Genomic DNA, 15,677 nt, shown 5'->3' with positions numbered 1-15,677 from the left:
CTTGTCCCGTCCAGCGCCCGTCCGCTCCGGAAACCCGGGATTCGAGCCATGCTAGCCTAACGCCCTAACAAGCGCTAGGTTTAGAACAGACCCGGGAACAGAGCAAAGGAGCACCGGATGCCCAACAAGAGGATTGGACTCACAGACGCCATCGCGTCCATCGAGTCGGGAATGACCATTGGTATTGGAGGATGGGGGTCCCGGCGCAAGCCGATGGCCGCCGTCCGCGAACTGCTGCGCAGCGACGTCACCGACCTCACCGTCGTCGCCTTCGGAGGCCCCGACGTCGGACTGCTGGTGGCCGCCGGAAAAGTGAAGAAGCTGGTCTACGGCTTCGTCTCGCTGGACAGCATCCCGCTGGATCCGCTGTTCACTGCCGCCCGGGAGCGCGGAGAACTGGAGATCAGCGAGTACGACGAAGGCATGTTCGTCACCGGGCTCCGCGCCGCAGCCGCCCGCCTGTCCTTCCTGCCTACCATTGCCGGCCTGGGCTCAGACGTCCTGGCAGCGAACCCGCACCTGAAGACCGTCGCCTCGCCGTACTCCGAGGATGAATACGTGGCCGTTCCGGCCATCCCGCTCGATGTGGCGCTGATCCACGCCAACCGTGCAGACAGCGGCGGCAACGCCCAGTTCCTGGGCCCGGACCCGTACTTTGATGACCTCTTCGCCATGGCTGCCAAGCGCACCTTCGTGAGCACTGAGCGGATCGTTGAAACCCGGGACCTGCTGAACCAGGGCTCGTTCCACACCCTGATGCTCAGCCGCATGTACGTCACCGGCGTCATCGAAACCCCGGGCGGCGCACACTTCACTACGTGCGAGCCGGATTACGGACGGGACGAACCCTTCCAGAAGCACTACGCCGCCTCCGCCAAGGACCCCGAAACCTGGCGGGCCTTCACCACTGAATTCCTCGACGGCGATGAGGACGGCTACCTCAAGGCCGTGGACCGCTTCCACGCAGCACAGGAGGCCAAATAATGGCAACGGACATTACCCGCGCAGAGGTCTGCGTAGCGGCCTGCTCGGACACGTACCGGGAATCGGGTGAAATCCTCGCCCACGCGGTAGGTACCATCCCCACCATCGGAGCGCGGCTGGCCAAGCTCACGCACTCCCCTGACCTGATTCTCAGCGACGGCGAAGCCTTCCTGATGAGCGAGCCTCCGCCCCTGGGCAAGACGGCGTCAGGCGGCGGAGTGATCGAAGGCTGGGCTCCGTTCCGGCGCATCTTCGACATCGCGGCCTCGGGCCGGCGCCAGAGCATGATGGGTGCCAGCCAGATTGACCGGTTCGGCAACCAGAACATTTCGCTGATCGGCGACTGGAACAAGCCCAGCCGGCAGCTGATCGGCGTCCGCGGGGCACCAGGCAACACCGCGAACCACCGCGTGGACTACTGGGTCTCCCGCCACAGCACCCGACTGTTCGTGGAGTCCGTGGACATGGTGTCCGGCGTCGGCAATGACCGTGCGCGGGCAGCCGGACCGTCGCTGCGCCACCACCACCTGGGTGTCATTGTCACGAACCTGGCCGTACTGGGCTACGGCGACGACGGCGCAGTCAAGGTACTCTCCATCCACCCGGGCGTGGACCCCCAGACCGTAGCCGAGAACACCGGCTTCGCCCTGGACACCGCAGGCGCACCGGAAACCCGGCTCCCCACGGACGAGGAACTCCGCCTCATCCGCGAGGTCCTGGACCCGCGCGGGGCCAGGACCCGCGAAGTCCAGGATTGACCGGTCAGTCCTGCAGGAGTCCGGAGTGAATCAGTTCGAGGAAATGGCGGCCGGCACTTTCAGCCGAGTGCCGGCCGCCGGGGCGGAACCAGCGAACCGTCGACCATACGGCGTCGCGAATAAAGCGGTAGGTCATGGCCGAGTCCAGGTCCGCCCGGAAGACGCCCTCCCGCTGCCCCTCCTGGATCACGCTCTGCCAGATGCCTTCAATCTTCGCGCCTTCCTGGGCCACGAATTCGAAGCCGGGAAGCTTGGCCAGGAACGCGGCCTCGTTCTGGTAGATCCCCACCGCGTGGGGCTGCTGTTCGATCGTCAGGAACGCGGTGCGGACCAGCTCGTCGAACATGTGCAGCGGACCGCCGCCCTTGGCTGCGATCTCTTCCGACCGCTCCCGCAGGCCAACCATAAAGGTACGCAGGACCTCGTCAAGGATCTTCTCCTTGGAGGAAAAGTGGTGGTAGAGGCTCCCGGACAGGATTCCCGCCTCGTCGGCAATGTCCCGGACCGTCGTCGCGGAATACCCCCGGGATGCGATCAGGCCGGCCGCGATGGCCAGCAGCTGTTCACGGCGCTCAGAGCCCTGCTCACTGGGGGCACGGTCCGTTTTCTTGCTCGCAGCCATCAATTCTCCTCTGGTTTGTTCACCCAAGCGTATGCTCAATTATTCCGTACTTGCTCCGGCCGCAGGTTTAGCCGCGCCATCGCGCCGGCCTGCTCCGCCCCGGCATGCCCTGAAAGGACCTACCACTGATGCAATCGCCCCAGACCCTTCCCCAGCTGCTCAGCCAGATGGCGAAGCTCGGCGGGCATCCCGCTGTAGTTACCGCAGGCACGGCAGTCTCTTACCGTGAACTCTGCGAGCGCGTGTCCGAAGTGGCCCGGTCCTACCTGGCCCAGGGTGTCCGCGCGGGCGACAGGGTTGCCCTGTGGTCTCCGAACCGGCTGGAGTTCATCCTGGCCATGCTCGGGGCACAGTCCATCGGCGCCGCCGTCGTGCCTTTGAATACGCGCTTCACCGGACATGAGGCCGCCGTGATCCTGCAGCGTTCGGGGGCGTCCGTCCTGGTAGTTGCGGGCGGCTTCCTGGGCCGGAATCCCCTGCAGTCGCTGCGCACTGCTGCCGCCGATGCCGAGCCCACCGATTCGCCGGTGCCCGGGCTGCCCGCGCTGCGGCTGCTGGTGGACCTGGACAGTACAGCCGACGACGGCGGCGTGATGGCCTGGCCGTCGCTGCTCGCTTCCGGGCGGGATGTCAGCGAAGCCGCCTTCGCCTCCGCTGCTGCCGCAGTTTCCCCGGATGACGTCTGCGACATCATTTACACCTCGGGAACCACCGGGCTGCCAAAGGGCGTGATGAGCGCCCACCGGCAGACGCTCGGCGCCGCCCTGGCCTGGGCTTCAGGTGCCGGGCTGCTCGCCGAAGACCGCTACGCGATCGTCAACCCCTTCTTCCACGGCTTTGGCTACAAAGCCGGAATGATCGCGTCACTGGTGGCCGGTGCCACCATTTACCCCGTTGAAACCTTCGACGCCACCGGGCTGCTGGGCCTGATTCAGTCCGAACGCATTACGGTGCTTCCCGGGGTTCCCACGGTCTTCACCTCATTGCTCAACCATCCCGGCCTGGCGGACTACGACACTTCCTCGCTGCGCTTCGCGATTGCCGGCGCGGCCACCGCCCCCGAAACCCTCTTCCGGGACATGGTGGACGTCCTCGGCTTCCAGCGGGTGGCCCAGGCCTACGGGCTGACCGAGTGTGTGGTGGCAACCATGTCCCGGCCGGGAGAAGACCTGGAACACGCGAAACAAACCACCGGACCAGCCGTGGACGGGGTGGAGATCCGGGTAGTGGATGCATCCGGCCAGGACGTGCCGGTGGGTGAGGACGGGGAAGTTCTGCTGCGCGGCGAGAACGTGATGCTGGGTTATTTCGAGGATCCGGAAGCCACCGCCAACGCGATCGATCCGGACGGCTGGTTCCACACCGGGGACATGGGCCGGCTGGACGAGCACGGCTGCCTGAAGATCACAGACCGACTCAAGGACATGTACATTGTGGGCGGATTCAACGTGTACCCGGCGGAAATCGAAAACGTGCTTCGCCAGCACCCGGCGGTGAACGAGTCCGCGGTGATCGGCATCCCGGACGAGAGGATGGGGTCAGTGGGGCGGGCCTACGTTGCCTTGCTGCACGATGCCGATCCCATTCCTTCCGCCGAGGATCTGCAGGAGTTCTGCAAGGCCCGGCTGGCGAACTACAAACTTCCGCGGGAGTTCGTCATCGTGGAGGATTTCCCGCGCAACGGGACCGGGAAGGTACTGAAGAACGAGCTGCGCACGGTGGGTGCGCTGGCCCGCTGACAGCCCGCCAGCGCATAAAGGAGGCCGGGCCGGAAAGCTTTCCGCTCTCCGGCCCGGCCTTTCTCTCCTGCCTGTTCCCGGCCCGCGCTGCGCCGGTTCGCCTGCGAGCCGCTAGCTCAGGCGCTCCAGCACCATGGCCATGCCCTGGCCGCCGGCCACGCACATGGTCTCCACGGCGAACTGCTCGTCCCGCTCCTGCAGGGCGTGGATCGCCGTCGTCGTCATCCGGGCACCGGTCATGCCGAAGGGGTGGCCCAGCGCGATCGCTCCGCCGTTCACGTTGACCTTCTCCGGGTCGATGCCAATGTCATCGATGGAGGGAAGCACCTGCGCTGCGAAGGCTTCGTTGAGCTCCATGATGTCCATGTCGGAGATGGACATGCGGGCGTTGGCCAGTGCGTTCTTTACCGCGTTGACGGGGCCCAGGCCCATCAGCTCGGGAGTCATAGCCGAGACACCAGTGGAGACGATGCGTGCCAGCGGGGTGAGTCCCAGCTCGGCGGCACGCCGGTCGCTCATGACTACCAGTGCGGCAGCGCCGTCATTCAGCGGGCAGCAGTTCGCTGCTGTGACGGTTCCGTGCTCGCGGAAAACCGGCTGCAGCGACGCAAGTTTTTCCAGTTTTACGCCGGCGCGCGGGCCGTCATCGGTGGAGACGACGGTGCCGTCGGGCAGCATGACCGGGGTGATGTCCGTCTTCCAGAAACCCCGTGCGGCTGCTTCCTCCGCCCGGTTCTGGCTCCGCACTGCCCACTCGTCCTGGGCGGCGCGGGAAACACCGCGCAGCTGGGCGACGTTCTCCGCGGTGTCTCCCATGGAGATGTAGATGTCCGGCAGGGCGCCGGTTTCGCGCGGATCACTCCAGCGTGCGTCCGGATTGGCTGCAAGCTTGAGGGTCCGCTCCATGGCGTCAAAGTAGGCGGGGTTCTTGGTGTCCGGCATGCCGTCTGCCTTGCCGAGGCCAAAGCGGGAGACAGCCTCCACGCCGGCGGAAATGAACACGTCGCCCTCTCCCGCGCGGATCGCATGCATGGCCATCCTTGTGGTCTGCAGGGAAGACGAGCAGTAGCGGTGCACTGTTACTCCAGGAACAGAGTCCAGGCCCAGCTGCATCGCCACGATGCGGCCCAGGTTGTAGCCCTGCTCGCCGGCTGGCTGGCCGCAGCCCATCATCAGGTCATCGACGGTTCCGGCATCCAGTTCCGGAACGGCCTCAAGGGCTGCACGGACCATCTGCGCAGCGAGGTCGTCAGCGCGCATTTCCCGCAGCGAACCCTTCTGCGCGCGGCCGATGGGTGAACGGACTGCGGAAACGATTACAGCCTCAGGCATCAGAGAGCTCCTTTGATTCTGTTGGGTTTGAGAAAGTCTGCGTTGGGGGTGTGCGCCAGGAACGCGGGCCATTCCCCGCCGCCGTCGACGTCGAGGACAGCCCCGGTGATGTGGCTGGCCAGTCCGGAGGCGAGCAGAACGCAGGCCGAACCGATCTCGGCCGGAACGGCCAGCTGGCCACGCGGGATGGTCGCTGCCACCCGGGCGTAACTCTCCTCATCGCCGTAGTGGTCGGCGGCCGCTTCGGTGGCAACCAGCCCGCAGCTGACCGCGTTGACGCGGATATGTGGTGCCCATTCAACGGCGAGGCTGCCGGTCAGGGACTCCAGTGCCGCCTTTGCCGCACCGTAAACAGCTGTTCCGGGGCTGGGGCGCCGGGCGCTGATGGAGGTGACATTGATGATGGATCCGCCGTCTTCCTGGGCCATCATCACGGGGTGGACTGCCCTGGCAACGTGCGCAGCAGAGAGGAAGTTCAGTTCCGTGACCGCGCGCTGGTAGCGCGCCGAGCCGGCCTCAAACGGCCCGAACGGGGACCCGCCGGCATTGTTCACGGCGACGTCGATCCGGCCGCGGCGTTCGACGACCCCGGCAACCCATCCGCGCACCTGCTCATCGTCGCGTACGTCCAGCTCCGTGAACCCCACGGAGGGCGGGAGAACTCCCGTGCCCGGCTGCGTCCGGCCGCAGGTCTCCACGGCTGCACCGGCGGCCAGGAAGGATTCAACGACGCCGGCGCCCACACCGCGGGCACCCCCGGTGATAAGCACCACCCGTCCTGTGAGGTCAATAGTGATCGGCATCGGCTTCCTGTTCCCCGGTTCAACTGATTTGAATAGCCACGCTACCAAACAAACGCTAGGTTTGTCGCGTGTGGTCTTAGGTTGCGTCCATGCGCGTTCTTTAAGCCCGGAAGGAGCCGGAAACCCTTGAGGTTCCGGCTCCTTCCGTGAGCCCGCGGCACGGTTCGGCGTAGGGTCAGGAGCTCACCACTGTGCCGCCGTCGGGCGTCCTTGTCCCGAAGTAGGCCCGCTTGAGCTCCTCGAGATCCATCTCTCCGGCAGGTCCGGCAAGGACGTTGCGGCCCATGTCCACGACTACGACGTCGTCAGCGATCGCCAGGGATGCCTCGACCGCCTGCTCAACCAGGATGATCCCGATGCCCGTTTCCTTTAGCTCGGCCACCCGCTGCATGACTTCCTTCACCACCACCGGGGCCAGTCCGCCTGATGGTTCATCCAGCAGCAGCAGCCTGGGCCTGGCCATCAGCGCCGATCCGATGGCCAGCATCTGCTGCTGGCCGCCGGACATGCTTCCGGCCGGGAGGGACCGCTTCGCCTTGAGGATCGGGAACAGCCCGTAGATCCGGTCTATGTCCTCGTGCAGGGCAGAGCGGCGAACGTTTCGGACCCTGCCGCCCAGGAGCAGATTCTCCTCGACGGTCTGGGCGTGCAGGACGCGTTTGCCCTCCTGCACGTAGGACATTCCCATCCGGACACGTTCGGCAACCGTGGCTTTGTCGATTTGTTCACCGTCAAATTCGATCCGCCCGCCCGTGAGTTTGTTCAAGCCGGATATGGCTCGGAGCGTAGTGGTTTTGCCCGCCCCGTTCCTGCCCAGCAGCACGGTCAGGCGCCCGGGACTCACTTCGAAGGAAACGTCCCAGACCACGCGCAGGTCTCCGTAGCCGGCTGCCAGCCCGTCCACCTTGAGCAGGGGTTTCGCTGCACTCATCGCTGCACCTCGGGTTCCATTGTGGATTCGTCATCCGCTTCGACGCCCAGGTATTCATTGAGCACCCGCGGGTTCGATTCGATTTCAGCGGGAGTGCCGCTTGCCATAACCTCTCCGTGCGCCAGGGCAACGATCCGGTCGGCGAGCGCCAGGACAAGCTGGAAGTTGTGCTCCACGAGCACAACTGTTCCTCCCGAGGCCGTGACCCGGCGGACCACGGCGGAGAGCAGCTCCACCTCGTGTTCATCCAGCCCGGAAGCAACTTCATCGAGCAGGAGAACTCCCGGCCGGGAGATGAGGCAGCGTGCCACCTCGAGCATCCGCCGCATTCCCAGGGGCAAGGAGGTGGCCTCTGTGTCGCGGTAGTCGCTCAGCCCCACCATTTCCAGGACGCGGCCGGCTTCAATTTCGTCTTCCCTGCGGACCTTCCGGAAACTGGGCAGCTGCAGGACGGCAGCGGGAATCGATGCCCGGTTTGAGGTGTAGCGTCCGGCCACCACGGCCTCGTAGACCGAAATGCCTTCCGGAATGTTCGGAGTCTGGAAGGTGCGGGCCACACCGGCCCGGGAAACAGTGTCCGGTCCGGCGGATTCGAGCCGGCGCTCATCAAGTGAGATGGAGCCGGAGTCGGTCTTGTAGAACCCGCTGATCATGTTCAGCAGCGTGGTTTTGCCCGATCCGTTGGGGCCGATCACGGCCGTAACCCTGCCGGGTTCGGCTACCAGGGACACTCCGTCCAGGGCCCTGTTTCCGCCAAAGGTCTTGGAGACTGCGTCCACAACGAGGCGTTTGCCTGCAAATGCCATCTCCCCGGTTCCTGCCGGAACCTCCCTGGAAGGCAGCGGATAACCGGCCTTTGCTGCCCGGGCGTCCAGGCGGGAAACCAGCGAGCGCAGGAGCCCGGCGATTCCCCCGTTAAGGAAAACGCCGCCGATGATGAGGAAGATTCCGGTGAAGACCAGTGAATACTGCTGGAATTCACGCGAACTGTTCGTGGCGAACTGAAGGATCGCCGCACCGATAAGTGCGCCGTAGACGCTGGCTGAGCCGCCGAGGATCGAGGCAGCGAGCACCGTGGTGGCGAAGGTGAAGGCGAAGGCTTCCGGCGACACGTAAAGGTCCACGTTGGCGAAGAGGCTGCCGGCCAGACCAGCCGGCACGGCCCCAAGCGCGTAGGCCAGCAGTTTCATCCTGAAGACCGAGATGCCCAGCGATGCGGCGAGCACGGGGCTTCGCTTGAGCACTCTGAAGGCCACTCCGTGCCGCGAGACGATGATGTTGCGTACGACGGCGAACCACAGGATCGCCACGACCGCGACCACAACGAAGAGGGTATCGTCGCTGACTCGCTGTCCGAACAGCGTCGGAGACGAGATGCCGCTGAGTCCGTTGCGCCCGCCCGTGAAGTCCTTGAAGATCGCGATGACATCAGGCAGAAGCAAAACCAGGAAGAACGAGGTCATGGCCAGCGACCAGCCCCCCAGCCGCAGGCCCGGAATACCCGTGAGCAGGCCAACCACCAGGGCTGCCAGCGCGCCGGCGCCGAGCTGTACGAGGATTTCGGTCTGGCCGGACTTGGCGATAAGCCCAGCGGTGTAGGCGCCGGCTGCATACATCGCCGCCTGTCCCAGGGCCAGTTCGCCGGCGTAGCCGAGGCTGAGGTTCAGGCCGCTGACCACCAGCGCAAGGATGAGCGTGAGCTGCACCTGCCGCTGCATCGAATAGGGGATGCCAAGGAAGGGAAGCAGCACAATGAGTACCCCCAGCAGCAGGGGGAAGACCCAGGCAGGCAGTGTGCGTAGTCGGATCCACAGAGCCATGGTCAGACCGTCCTCTCTTTGGCTCGGACAAACAGGCCGGACGGCCGCAGCAGCAGAATGGTGATCAGGAGCGCGAATACCGCCAGAAGGGCGTATTCGCCACCCAGGTAACGGGCGGCCAGGGCTTCAGTGAGCCCCACAATGATTCCCCCAACGGCAGCACCCGGCATGGAGCCGAAGCCGCCGATCGCCAGGACCACAAATCCCTTCAGCGCCAGCGCCGCACCAAGCGTGGCAACGGCAAACGTCTTCGGACCCACAAAGACTCCCAGGAGTCCGGCAAGGGCTCCGGCGAACACGAAGGTCATCAGCGCCAATCGGCGTACGTTGACGCCGCGCAGCTGGGCAGCCTCGTTGTCCTCGGACATACCTCGCAGCGCGAGGCCGGTCAGGGACATGCGCCCGTAGACGGCGAACCCTCCCACCAGTACGGCCACGACGGCCACCAATGCGATTTCCACGGGATAGACGCGGCCGCCAAAGAAGTCGATGGCGTTATCGCCGGCTAGGAAGGGGACCTTGAGCGGCTCGCCTCCCCAGAGCAGCTGAGCCGTCCCATCCAGCAGGACCGCTGCGCCGAGTGTGGTGACGAGGATGTTGTGATGGTCGCGCACCGGCCGGATAGCCAGGACAAACTCCAGGTACGCGATGCCTGCCACGACGATCATGCCGATAAGCCCGGCGATAACCGGATGCAGCCCGAATACGACGGCGCCGGTGTAGACGATGAAGGCACCGAACATCATGAGCTGGGCCTGGGCGAAGTTGAAGGTCTTGGATGAAATGAAAACGATGTTGTAGCCGATGGCCACCAGCGCATATACCGCGCCGAGGGACAGTCCGCCGAGCAGTACGGTCACTGGCCTGGGGCCTTTCGAGAGGTGCAGGCGAAGTCCCGCGCGGTGGATGGAGGGTCAAAAAGCATGGACTGGGGGCTCATGGTTCTTCCTCTGCCGAAAACGTCCCTGGAAACGGGACTTGGACTAGCTACGGGTACAGCGGGTTCCCCGGGCGGGGGTGACCCGCCCGGGAAGGAAAAATCAGTCCTCGAGGTGGAACTGGCCATCCTTGATTGCCGTCGGGGGAATGAAACGAAATTCGGTTCCCGGGAACACGGCCGCATGCCGGGTGTCGCTGAAGACGTATTCGGTGAGCATCGCGGTGGGCACATTGCGCGTCACTTCGGGGTCTTCGATGGCGGCGGCAATAGCGTCCACATCATCGGTGCCGCCGGCTGACTCGACCGCGGCCTTGAGCAGGATGACGGCGTCGTAGTTAGTGGCCAGGATAAGCGTGGCCTTGATTTCCCCGATGGAGAGCATCGCTTCCACGGAGCGGTTGGTCTCCTCGGCCGCCGGATCATGAACGGTGCTGTGGAAGACCTGCATTACGAGGTTCTTTACCTGGTCGGTTCCCAGAACGCCCGACGGCGGAGGGGTGTTTACCAGCGCAGTGGCGGCTACCGACGTATTGCCCACGATCGGAATGTCCCAGCCGATCTTCTCAAGACCCTGCAGGATGTAGCCCAGAGGCGCTCCATAGGCGTCAAGCACCAGGGCATCCGGCTTCTTGGCGCGCAGCGCTTCCAGCTGGGGAGTCATGTCCAGTGAAGCGACGTCATACTCTTCGTTGCCTAGGATCTTGACCCCTGCATCTTCCAGACTCTCTGTGGCGGCTGCCCCAAAGGTCTCGCCATAAGAGCTGCTGCCGTGCAGCACTGCCGCAGATCCGAATCCCTGCTCTTCGAAGTACGTGCTCACGCCGCCCGCCACGTCCAGCGGCCCGACGGCGATGTCGAAGTTGTAGGGGAACTGTCCCGGATCGAAGGACGTCTGTGTTGGCCCAATGTTGAAGGAAATGATCCCCGCCCGGGAAATGATCGGCAGCGTAGCCTCAGCAACCGTGGACGGACCGGAATTGAGCACGGCGTCCGGGGGTGTATCTGAGTTGATGGCCTCGCGCACCAGCGTTACCGCGACCGTCGGGTCAGCCTGGTCATCTACGATCTTGATCTCCACGTCGCGGCCGAGGATCCCGCCCTCTTCGTTAATGACGTCGACCGCGGCCTCCGCAGAGAGCACCGATGTTGAGGCATTAATCCCCAGCACTCCCTCGGCACTGAGTGCTCCAAGCACAAGGATGCGGTACGGATCATCCTCGCTTCCGCCGGCATCCGCAGCGCTGGAACAGCCCGAGAGCATCAATGCAGCTGCCGCCGCACCTGCTGCAATTTTCATTCCGCGCCAGGCGCCGAAGTTCCTCTGATTCATGACGTTTCTTCTCCTTTGAAGACCATGCCAACCGGGACAAAACTGGTCGTTGATCCTTCACAACCAAGCGCCCGTTAGGTTAGGACGCTAACACAACGGTTTTGCCTTATCAATCGCTTGTTTGGTAGACGAACGCCTTGTAATGTGCGGCGAATGACACTCACTCGTTCCGCTCATCTGCATGCCCGGCCCGAGCAGCTCTTCGCTTCCCGCCAAGGGGCCGCGCTGGTTATCGGGGGGTCGGGCGGCATTGGTGCTGCAATCTGCCGGAATTTCGCTGCACAGGGATCCAGGCTCGCACTCACCTACCACCGCAGCCGGCCTGAGGGCCTTCTGGCCGAAATGGACGGTACGGCAACTGCACACGCGCTCAATGTGACGGATTCTGACGCCGTCGCAAGCCTGATCGAGACACTGCTGGAGACCCACGGCGCCATCCACACCCTGGTTCATGCAGCAGGACCGCACGTCCCGATGATTCATCTCTCCCGTGTCACACCGGCGCAGTTCGCCCAACAGGTTTACGAGGACCTGACCGGGTTCTTTACGGTGGTCTCCCATGTGCTGCCCGCCCTCCGGGCTTCGGGTGGATCCATAGTGGCGGTCACCACTGCGGCGACTACGCGCTACCCGGTCCGCGACGGCCTGTCAGCTGCCCCCAAGGGCGGTGTGGAATCCCTCGCCATGGCCCTGGCTGCCGAGGAAGGACGATTCGGCGTCAGAGTCAACTGCGTAGGGCCGGGAATGCTGACCGACGGCATGTCCGCCCGGCTGGTTGCGTCGAAGGACCTCGACGAACGAGCACTCGAGGTGGCCAGGGCCAATATCCCGCTTCGCAGATTCGGTTCCGCGTCGGACGTGGCTGAGGCCGTTGCATTCCTGGCATCAGACCGCGCCGGGTTCATTTCAGGCCAGAAGCTCGACATTGACGGCGGCTACGGCGTCTAGGCCTACTGCGTCACCGTCCATCCGCCGTCCACCGGCAGGAAAACGCCGTTGATGTAGGACGCAAGCGGTGAAAGCAGGAACAGGACGGCATTCGCAATGTCATCCGGGCTGGCCATCCGCCGGAGCGGGATCCGCTCCAGGACCGCCTGCCCGCGGGCGCTCTCGGCAAAACCCTGCAGCCGGGGCGTGTCCGTCATTCCGGGAGCGACGCCGTTGGAGCGGAACTCTGCAGCCCGGTGCGCTGCGAGATGCCGGACATAGCCCATGAGCCCGGCCTTGGACGCCGAGTACCAGTCCACCTCGGTACCCACCAGGTTTCCGGCAACGGAGGATGTGACCACCATGGCTGCCCCTTTAGGAAGCCCACTGCCGGCCCACGCCTCCGTCAGCGTGCGCACACTGCCTACGCTGATGCGCAGTGCCTCCTCGAACCCCAGCGGCGCCCCGGCAGACGGGCCGGCATTGTTGTGCAGGTAACGCACCGGCCCCAGCTCTGCGATAGCTGACTCGATCCCCTGCGCGACGACGTCGGGCGCGGAAACATCACCGAGCACTGTGTGCACTTCGCCCCCCGAAACACGGATCTGCCTGGCGGTTTCATCAAGCCCTGCCTCATTCAGGTCCCACGCGCTGACCTGCAGGCCCTGCGCGGATGCCAGGAGTGCCGCAGAACGGCCGATGCCGCTGCCTGCACCGGTGATCAGAATTACTTCCCCCGGACGGAACCCGAAATTTGGTTCTGACATGAACCCCTCGCTTCTATCACCAAGCAAATGTTTGTGTACGGTGTCAGCATAGCGCGGTGCCTTTCGGTGCCGGTTCCGACACCGGAAAACTACGACGACGAGGTATCCGCCAATGGCTTCTTCCGCACCTTTGGGACACTCAGGCGAGCAGCAGCCACCGGTCCACCAGCACACGCAGCGGCTGTCCTATGCGGATACAGACCCGGCCGGCATCCTTTATTACGCGGCTTGGTTCCCGCGGATGGAGGCGCTGCAGACTGAATGGCTGTTCCTGAACGGACTCCGGCAAGACACCCTGCTGGAACGGTTCGGCTGGTGGACGGTCTCCCGGGCAACACACTGTGACTATCTCGCCGCCGCAAGACTGTTTGAGGAGATCACCATCGAGCTCCGCATTGGGGAGATCGGCACGTCCTCAGTCCGGTTCGACTTTGAAATGTGGCGCCGGGAAGATGACGTCCAGGTTGCCAGGGCATCCAACTGGCTCGTCACCGTATCCCCGGACCAACGCCCCATCCGTATACCCGAGCCACTGCGCCAATGCCTTGAAAGCAGGGACGGCGTCTCCGGGACGGGCAGCTAGGAAGAAGCTAAACCACCCCGCCGCCGGAACGCACCGCGCGGAAATCGACTGGTTTGCGGGCCAAAAAACCTTCCCGGGCCAGGGCATACTCCGCACTCGCGAGCAGATCGGCCTGAACCGCCAGCTCGCGCTGGACAGCCCCCGCAAGAGCTTGGCGGTCGGCTGCGCGCAGGAGTTCCTTCGTCTGGACCGCGGCCTCTCTGGGTGCCGAACATATCCGGTCCAGCAGTTCAACAACCCTGGCATCCAGATCATCATCCGGCACAACTTCGCCGACCAGCCCCCATTCCGCAGCGAGCGCAGCGGGAATCCGCTCCCCGGCAAAAGCCATTCGGGCTGCACGGGCACGCCCGGCTCCGGCGACGACCGAATGGGTGGCACCGCCGTCGGGCACCAGGCCAAGGGGCAGGAAGGGCAGAAGGAAGAACGCCGATTCGGCGGCCAGCACCAGATCACAGGCCAGGGCAATGGATGCGCCGACACCGGCCGCGGGGCCGTTGACGGCCGCGAGCACCGGCGGCGGAACTGCTGCTATGAGCTCCACCAGCTCGCCTGCAGCGTCGACGGTCTGAGCGGTCACCTCTGTACCCAGGTCCGCACCCGTGCAGAAGGCCCTGCCCACACCCGTGATCACCACGGCACTGGATTCCCGGGCCGCCTCGAGCTCTCTTGCCAGCATACGGATGCAGGCGGTCGAAAGCGCGTTCAGCCGCTGGGGGCCGTCGATGCGCAGGTATGTAACCTCCTCACGGACCTCCACACTGATGCCAGTCTCCGCTCGTTCCACTGCCAAGCCCTCATTTCCCATCTTGATTCTGCTGTTTATGCACCGTACCAAACTATTGCTTGGTACGGTGGGGTGCATGATGGATGAACAAACGCCTGTCGATGCACCCGCACTCTTCACTCCGCTGACCGTCCGAGGCATTACCCTCAGGGACCGCGCCGGGGTATCCCCCATGTGCATGTACAGCGCAGCTGACGGCTTCGCCAACGACTTTCATCTGGCTCACCTTGGGCGCTTCGCCCTGGGTGGCGCCGGGCTGGTGCTCGTGGAGGCGACCGCCGTAGAGCCCCGAGGCCGCATCAGCCACCACGACCTCGGGCTCTGGGACGACTCCCAGACCGCCGGGCTGGCCAGGATCGCCGAATTCCTGACGGCTCATGGCGCTGTTCCCGCTGTCCAGCTGGCACACGCAGGCCGCAGGGCATCAGTGCGGGAGCCCTGGCACGCAGGAGCTCCTCTGGATGACTCTGATGCTGCGGACGGGCTGGGGCCCTGGCCCGTCGTCGGGCCTTCCCCGATTCCTGCGGGCTCGGGCTGGCAGGAACCCAAGGAACTGGACGCCGCAGAAATCCGCGAGTCCGTCCAGGCCTGGGCTGCCGCTGCCAAACGGGCTGTTCAGGCCGGATTCAGCCTGATCGAGCTGCACGGGGCACACGGCTACCTGCTGCATTCCTTCCTCTCACCGGTCTCGAACCAGCGCACTGACGAGTACGGCGGAGACGCCGAGAAGCGCATGCGGTACCCGCTGGAAGTGATCCGCGCCGTGCGTGCCGCCATTCCCGACGACGTGATCCTGTCCTACCGCGTGTCAGCGGTCGACGGCGTGGTTGAGGGCGGAACACCGTTCGACGCCGTCGTTGAGTTTGCCCGCCGGGCCGGGGACGCCGGTGTCGACATCATCGACACCTCCTCCGGCGGCATCAGTGCAGACCGGTCGGTGGACACCCGGGTGCGCCGCGGCTTCGCCTTCCACGCCGACTTTGCCCGTGAGCTGCGGCAGCGGACCGGCATGCTGGTGGCCTGCGTGGGATTCGTCGTCGATCCGGAGCAGGCAACGCGGCTGATCGAGGAAGGCTCCGCGGACATCGTGCTGCTCGGCCGGGAGATGCTGGACAACCCCAATTGGGTACAGCATGCCCGGCGGCAACTCGGTGCGGATGAAGCACAGCACTGGGACCAGCGGTTTGGCAGTGCGCTGACGCCGCGCCTGCACACCCTGGAACGGCTCGACGCCGCCGGGGAAACTCCGCTCTCACGTTTCGAACAGTCCCCGGTCAGGTAGGGAAGATTTGATGGAGACCGGTTTGCGGGCGGGAACGCCCCGCCACCCGGTGCCGGGGGTTGGGCACCCCGG

At 64.8% G+C, this 15,677-nt stretch carries 15 protein-coding genes; 6 read left to right on the top strand and 9 right to left on the bottom strand.

All coding sequences use genetic code 11. The features are described from left to right. Window positions 1-117 precede the first annotated feature (117 nt). Window positions 118-984: a CoA transferase subunit A gene (locus tag TVC13_RS08925; protein ID WP_422400863.1), complete on the top strand. Its 867-nt coding sequence runs from the start codon at window positions 118-120 to the stop codon at window positions 982-984. After that, window positions 984-1,742 (top strand): CoA-transferase subunit beta, encoded by a 759-nt coding sequence (locus TVC13_RS08920; RefSeq protein ID WP_422400862.1) that lies wholly within the window; start codon window positions 984-986, stop codon window positions 1,740-1,742. The genes TVC13_RS08925 and TVC13_RS08920 overlap by 1 nt, the downstream gene beginning before the upstream one ends. 4 nt (window positions 1,743-1,746) lie before the next feature. Here the strand turns inward: TVC13_RS08920 and TVC13_RS08915 are convergent, their stop codons facing one another. Then, window positions 1,747-2,364 (bottom strand): TetR/AcrR family transcriptional regulator, encoded by a 618-nt coding sequence (locus TVC13_RS08915; protein ID WP_422400861.1) that lies wholly within the window; start codon window positions 2,362-2,364, stop codon window positions 1,747-1,749. A 128-nt stretch (window positions 2,365-2,492) separates the two neighbouring features. Here TVC13_RS08915 and TVC13_RS08910 point away from each other — a divergent pair, with 128 nt between their 5' ends. Next, on the top strand, window positions 2,493-4,103 hold the full coding sequence (locus TVC13_RS08910; RefSeq protein WP_422400860.1) for an AMP-binding protein: 1,611 nt from the start codon (window positions 2,493-2,495) through the stop codon (window positions 4,101-4,103). A 111-nt stretch (window positions 4,104-4,214) separates the two neighbouring features. Here TVC13_RS08910 and TVC13_RS08905 read toward each other — a convergent pair whose 3' ends face one another. The 6 genes from TVC13_RS08905 to TVC13_RS08880 all read right to left on the bottom strand — a co-directional run bounded on the left by TVC13_RS08905 (window position 4,215) and on the right by TVC13_RS08880 (window position 11,259). Further along, complete coding sequence (locus tag TVC13_RS08905) at window positions 4,215-5,435, bottom strand: acetyl-CoA C-acetyltransferase (protein ID WP_422400859.1); 1,221 nt, start codon at window positions 5,433-5,435, stop codon at window positions 4,215-4,217. Then, entirely contained in the window at window positions 5,435-6,238 is an 804-nt protein-coding gene (locus TVC13_RS08900; RefSeq protein WP_422400858.1) for an SDR family oxidoreductase, read from the bottom strand. The genes TVC13_RS08905 and TVC13_RS08900 overlap by 1 nt, the downstream gene beginning before the upstream one ends. Before the next feature lie 175 nt (window positions 6,239-6,413). Further along, window positions 6,414-7,169, bottom strand: coding sequence for an ABC transporter ATP-binding protein (locus TVC13_RS08895; RefSeq protein ID WP_422400857.1), 756 nt, complete (start codon window positions 7,167-7,169; stop codon window positions 6,414-6,416). Further along, entirely contained in the window at window positions 7,166-8,989 is a 1,824-nt protein-coding gene (locus tag TVC13_RS08890) for an ABC transporter permease subunit (protein WP_422400856.1), read from the bottom strand. The genes TVC13_RS08895 and TVC13_RS08890 overlap by 4 nt, the downstream gene beginning before the upstream one ends. A gap of 2 nt (window positions 8,990-8,991) precedes the next feature. Further along, complete coding sequence (locus tag TVC13_RS08885; RefSeq protein ID WP_422400855.1) at window positions 8,992-9,849, bottom strand: branched-chain amino acid ABC transporter permease; 858 nt, start codon at window positions 9,847-9,849, stop codon at window positions 8,992-8,994. Between the two features lie 180 nt (window positions 9,850-10,029). Next, window positions 10,030-11,259, bottom strand: a complete 1,230-nt coding sequence (locus TVC13_RS08880; protein ID WP_422400854.1) for an ABC transporter substrate-binding protein — start codon at window positions 11,257-11,259, stop codon at window positions 10,030-10,032. Between the two features lie 153 nt (window positions 11,260-11,412). Between TVC13_RS08880 and TVC13_RS08875 the strand changes: the two genes are divergently transcribed. Continuing rightward, on the top strand, window positions 11,413-12,207 hold the full coding sequence (locus TVC13_RS08875) for an SDR family oxidoreductase (protein WP_422400853.1): 795 nt from the start codon (window positions 11,413-11,415) through the stop codon (window positions 12,205-12,207). A 2-nt stretch (window positions 12,208-12,209) separates the two neighbouring features. Here the strand turns inward: TVC13_RS08875 and TVC13_RS08870 are convergent, their stop codons facing one another. Beyond that, window positions 12,210-12,953 (bottom strand): SDR family NAD(P)-dependent oxidoreductase, encoded by a 744-nt coding sequence (locus tag TVC13_RS08870; RefSeq protein WP_422400852.1) that lies wholly within the window; start codon window positions 12,951-12,953, stop codon window positions 12,210-12,212. A 112-nt stretch (window positions 12,954-13,065) separates the two neighbouring features. On the opposite strand from TVC13_RS08870, the gene TVC13_RS08865 reads away from it, so the two are divergent. After that, entirely contained in the window at window positions 13,066-13,536 is a 471-nt protein-coding gene (locus TVC13_RS08865) for an acyl-CoA thioesterase (RefSeq protein ID WP_422400851.1), read from the top strand. 7 nt (window positions 13,537-13,543) lie between these two features. Here TVC13_RS08865 and TVC13_RS08860 read toward each other — a convergent pair whose 3' ends face one another. After that, on the bottom strand, window positions 13,544-14,323 hold the full coding sequence (locus tag TVC13_RS08860) for an enoyl-CoA hydratase/isomerase family protein (RefSeq protein WP_422400894.1): 780 nt from the start codon (window positions 14,321-14,323) through the stop codon (window positions 13,544-13,546). A 76-nt stretch (window positions 14,324-14,399) separates the two neighbouring features. Here TVC13_RS08860 and TVC13_RS08855 point away from each other — a divergent pair, with 76 nt between their 5' ends. Beyond that, window positions 14,400-15,605, top strand: a complete 1,206-nt coding sequence (locus TVC13_RS08855; RefSeq protein WP_422400850.1) for an NADH:flavin oxidoreductase/NADH oxidase — start codon at window positions 14,400-14,402, stop codon at window positions 15,603-15,605. The last annotated feature ends 72 nt before the right edge of the window (window positions 15,606-15,677 follow it).

Origin of the sequence: Arthrobacter sp. 3Tela_A (assembly GCF_049311025.1) — a bacterium.
GTDB lineage: Bacteria > Actinomycetota > Actinomycetes > Actinomycetales > Micrococcaceae > Arthrobacter_B.
This window is presented reverse-complemented; position numbering and strand designations above follow the sequence as displayed.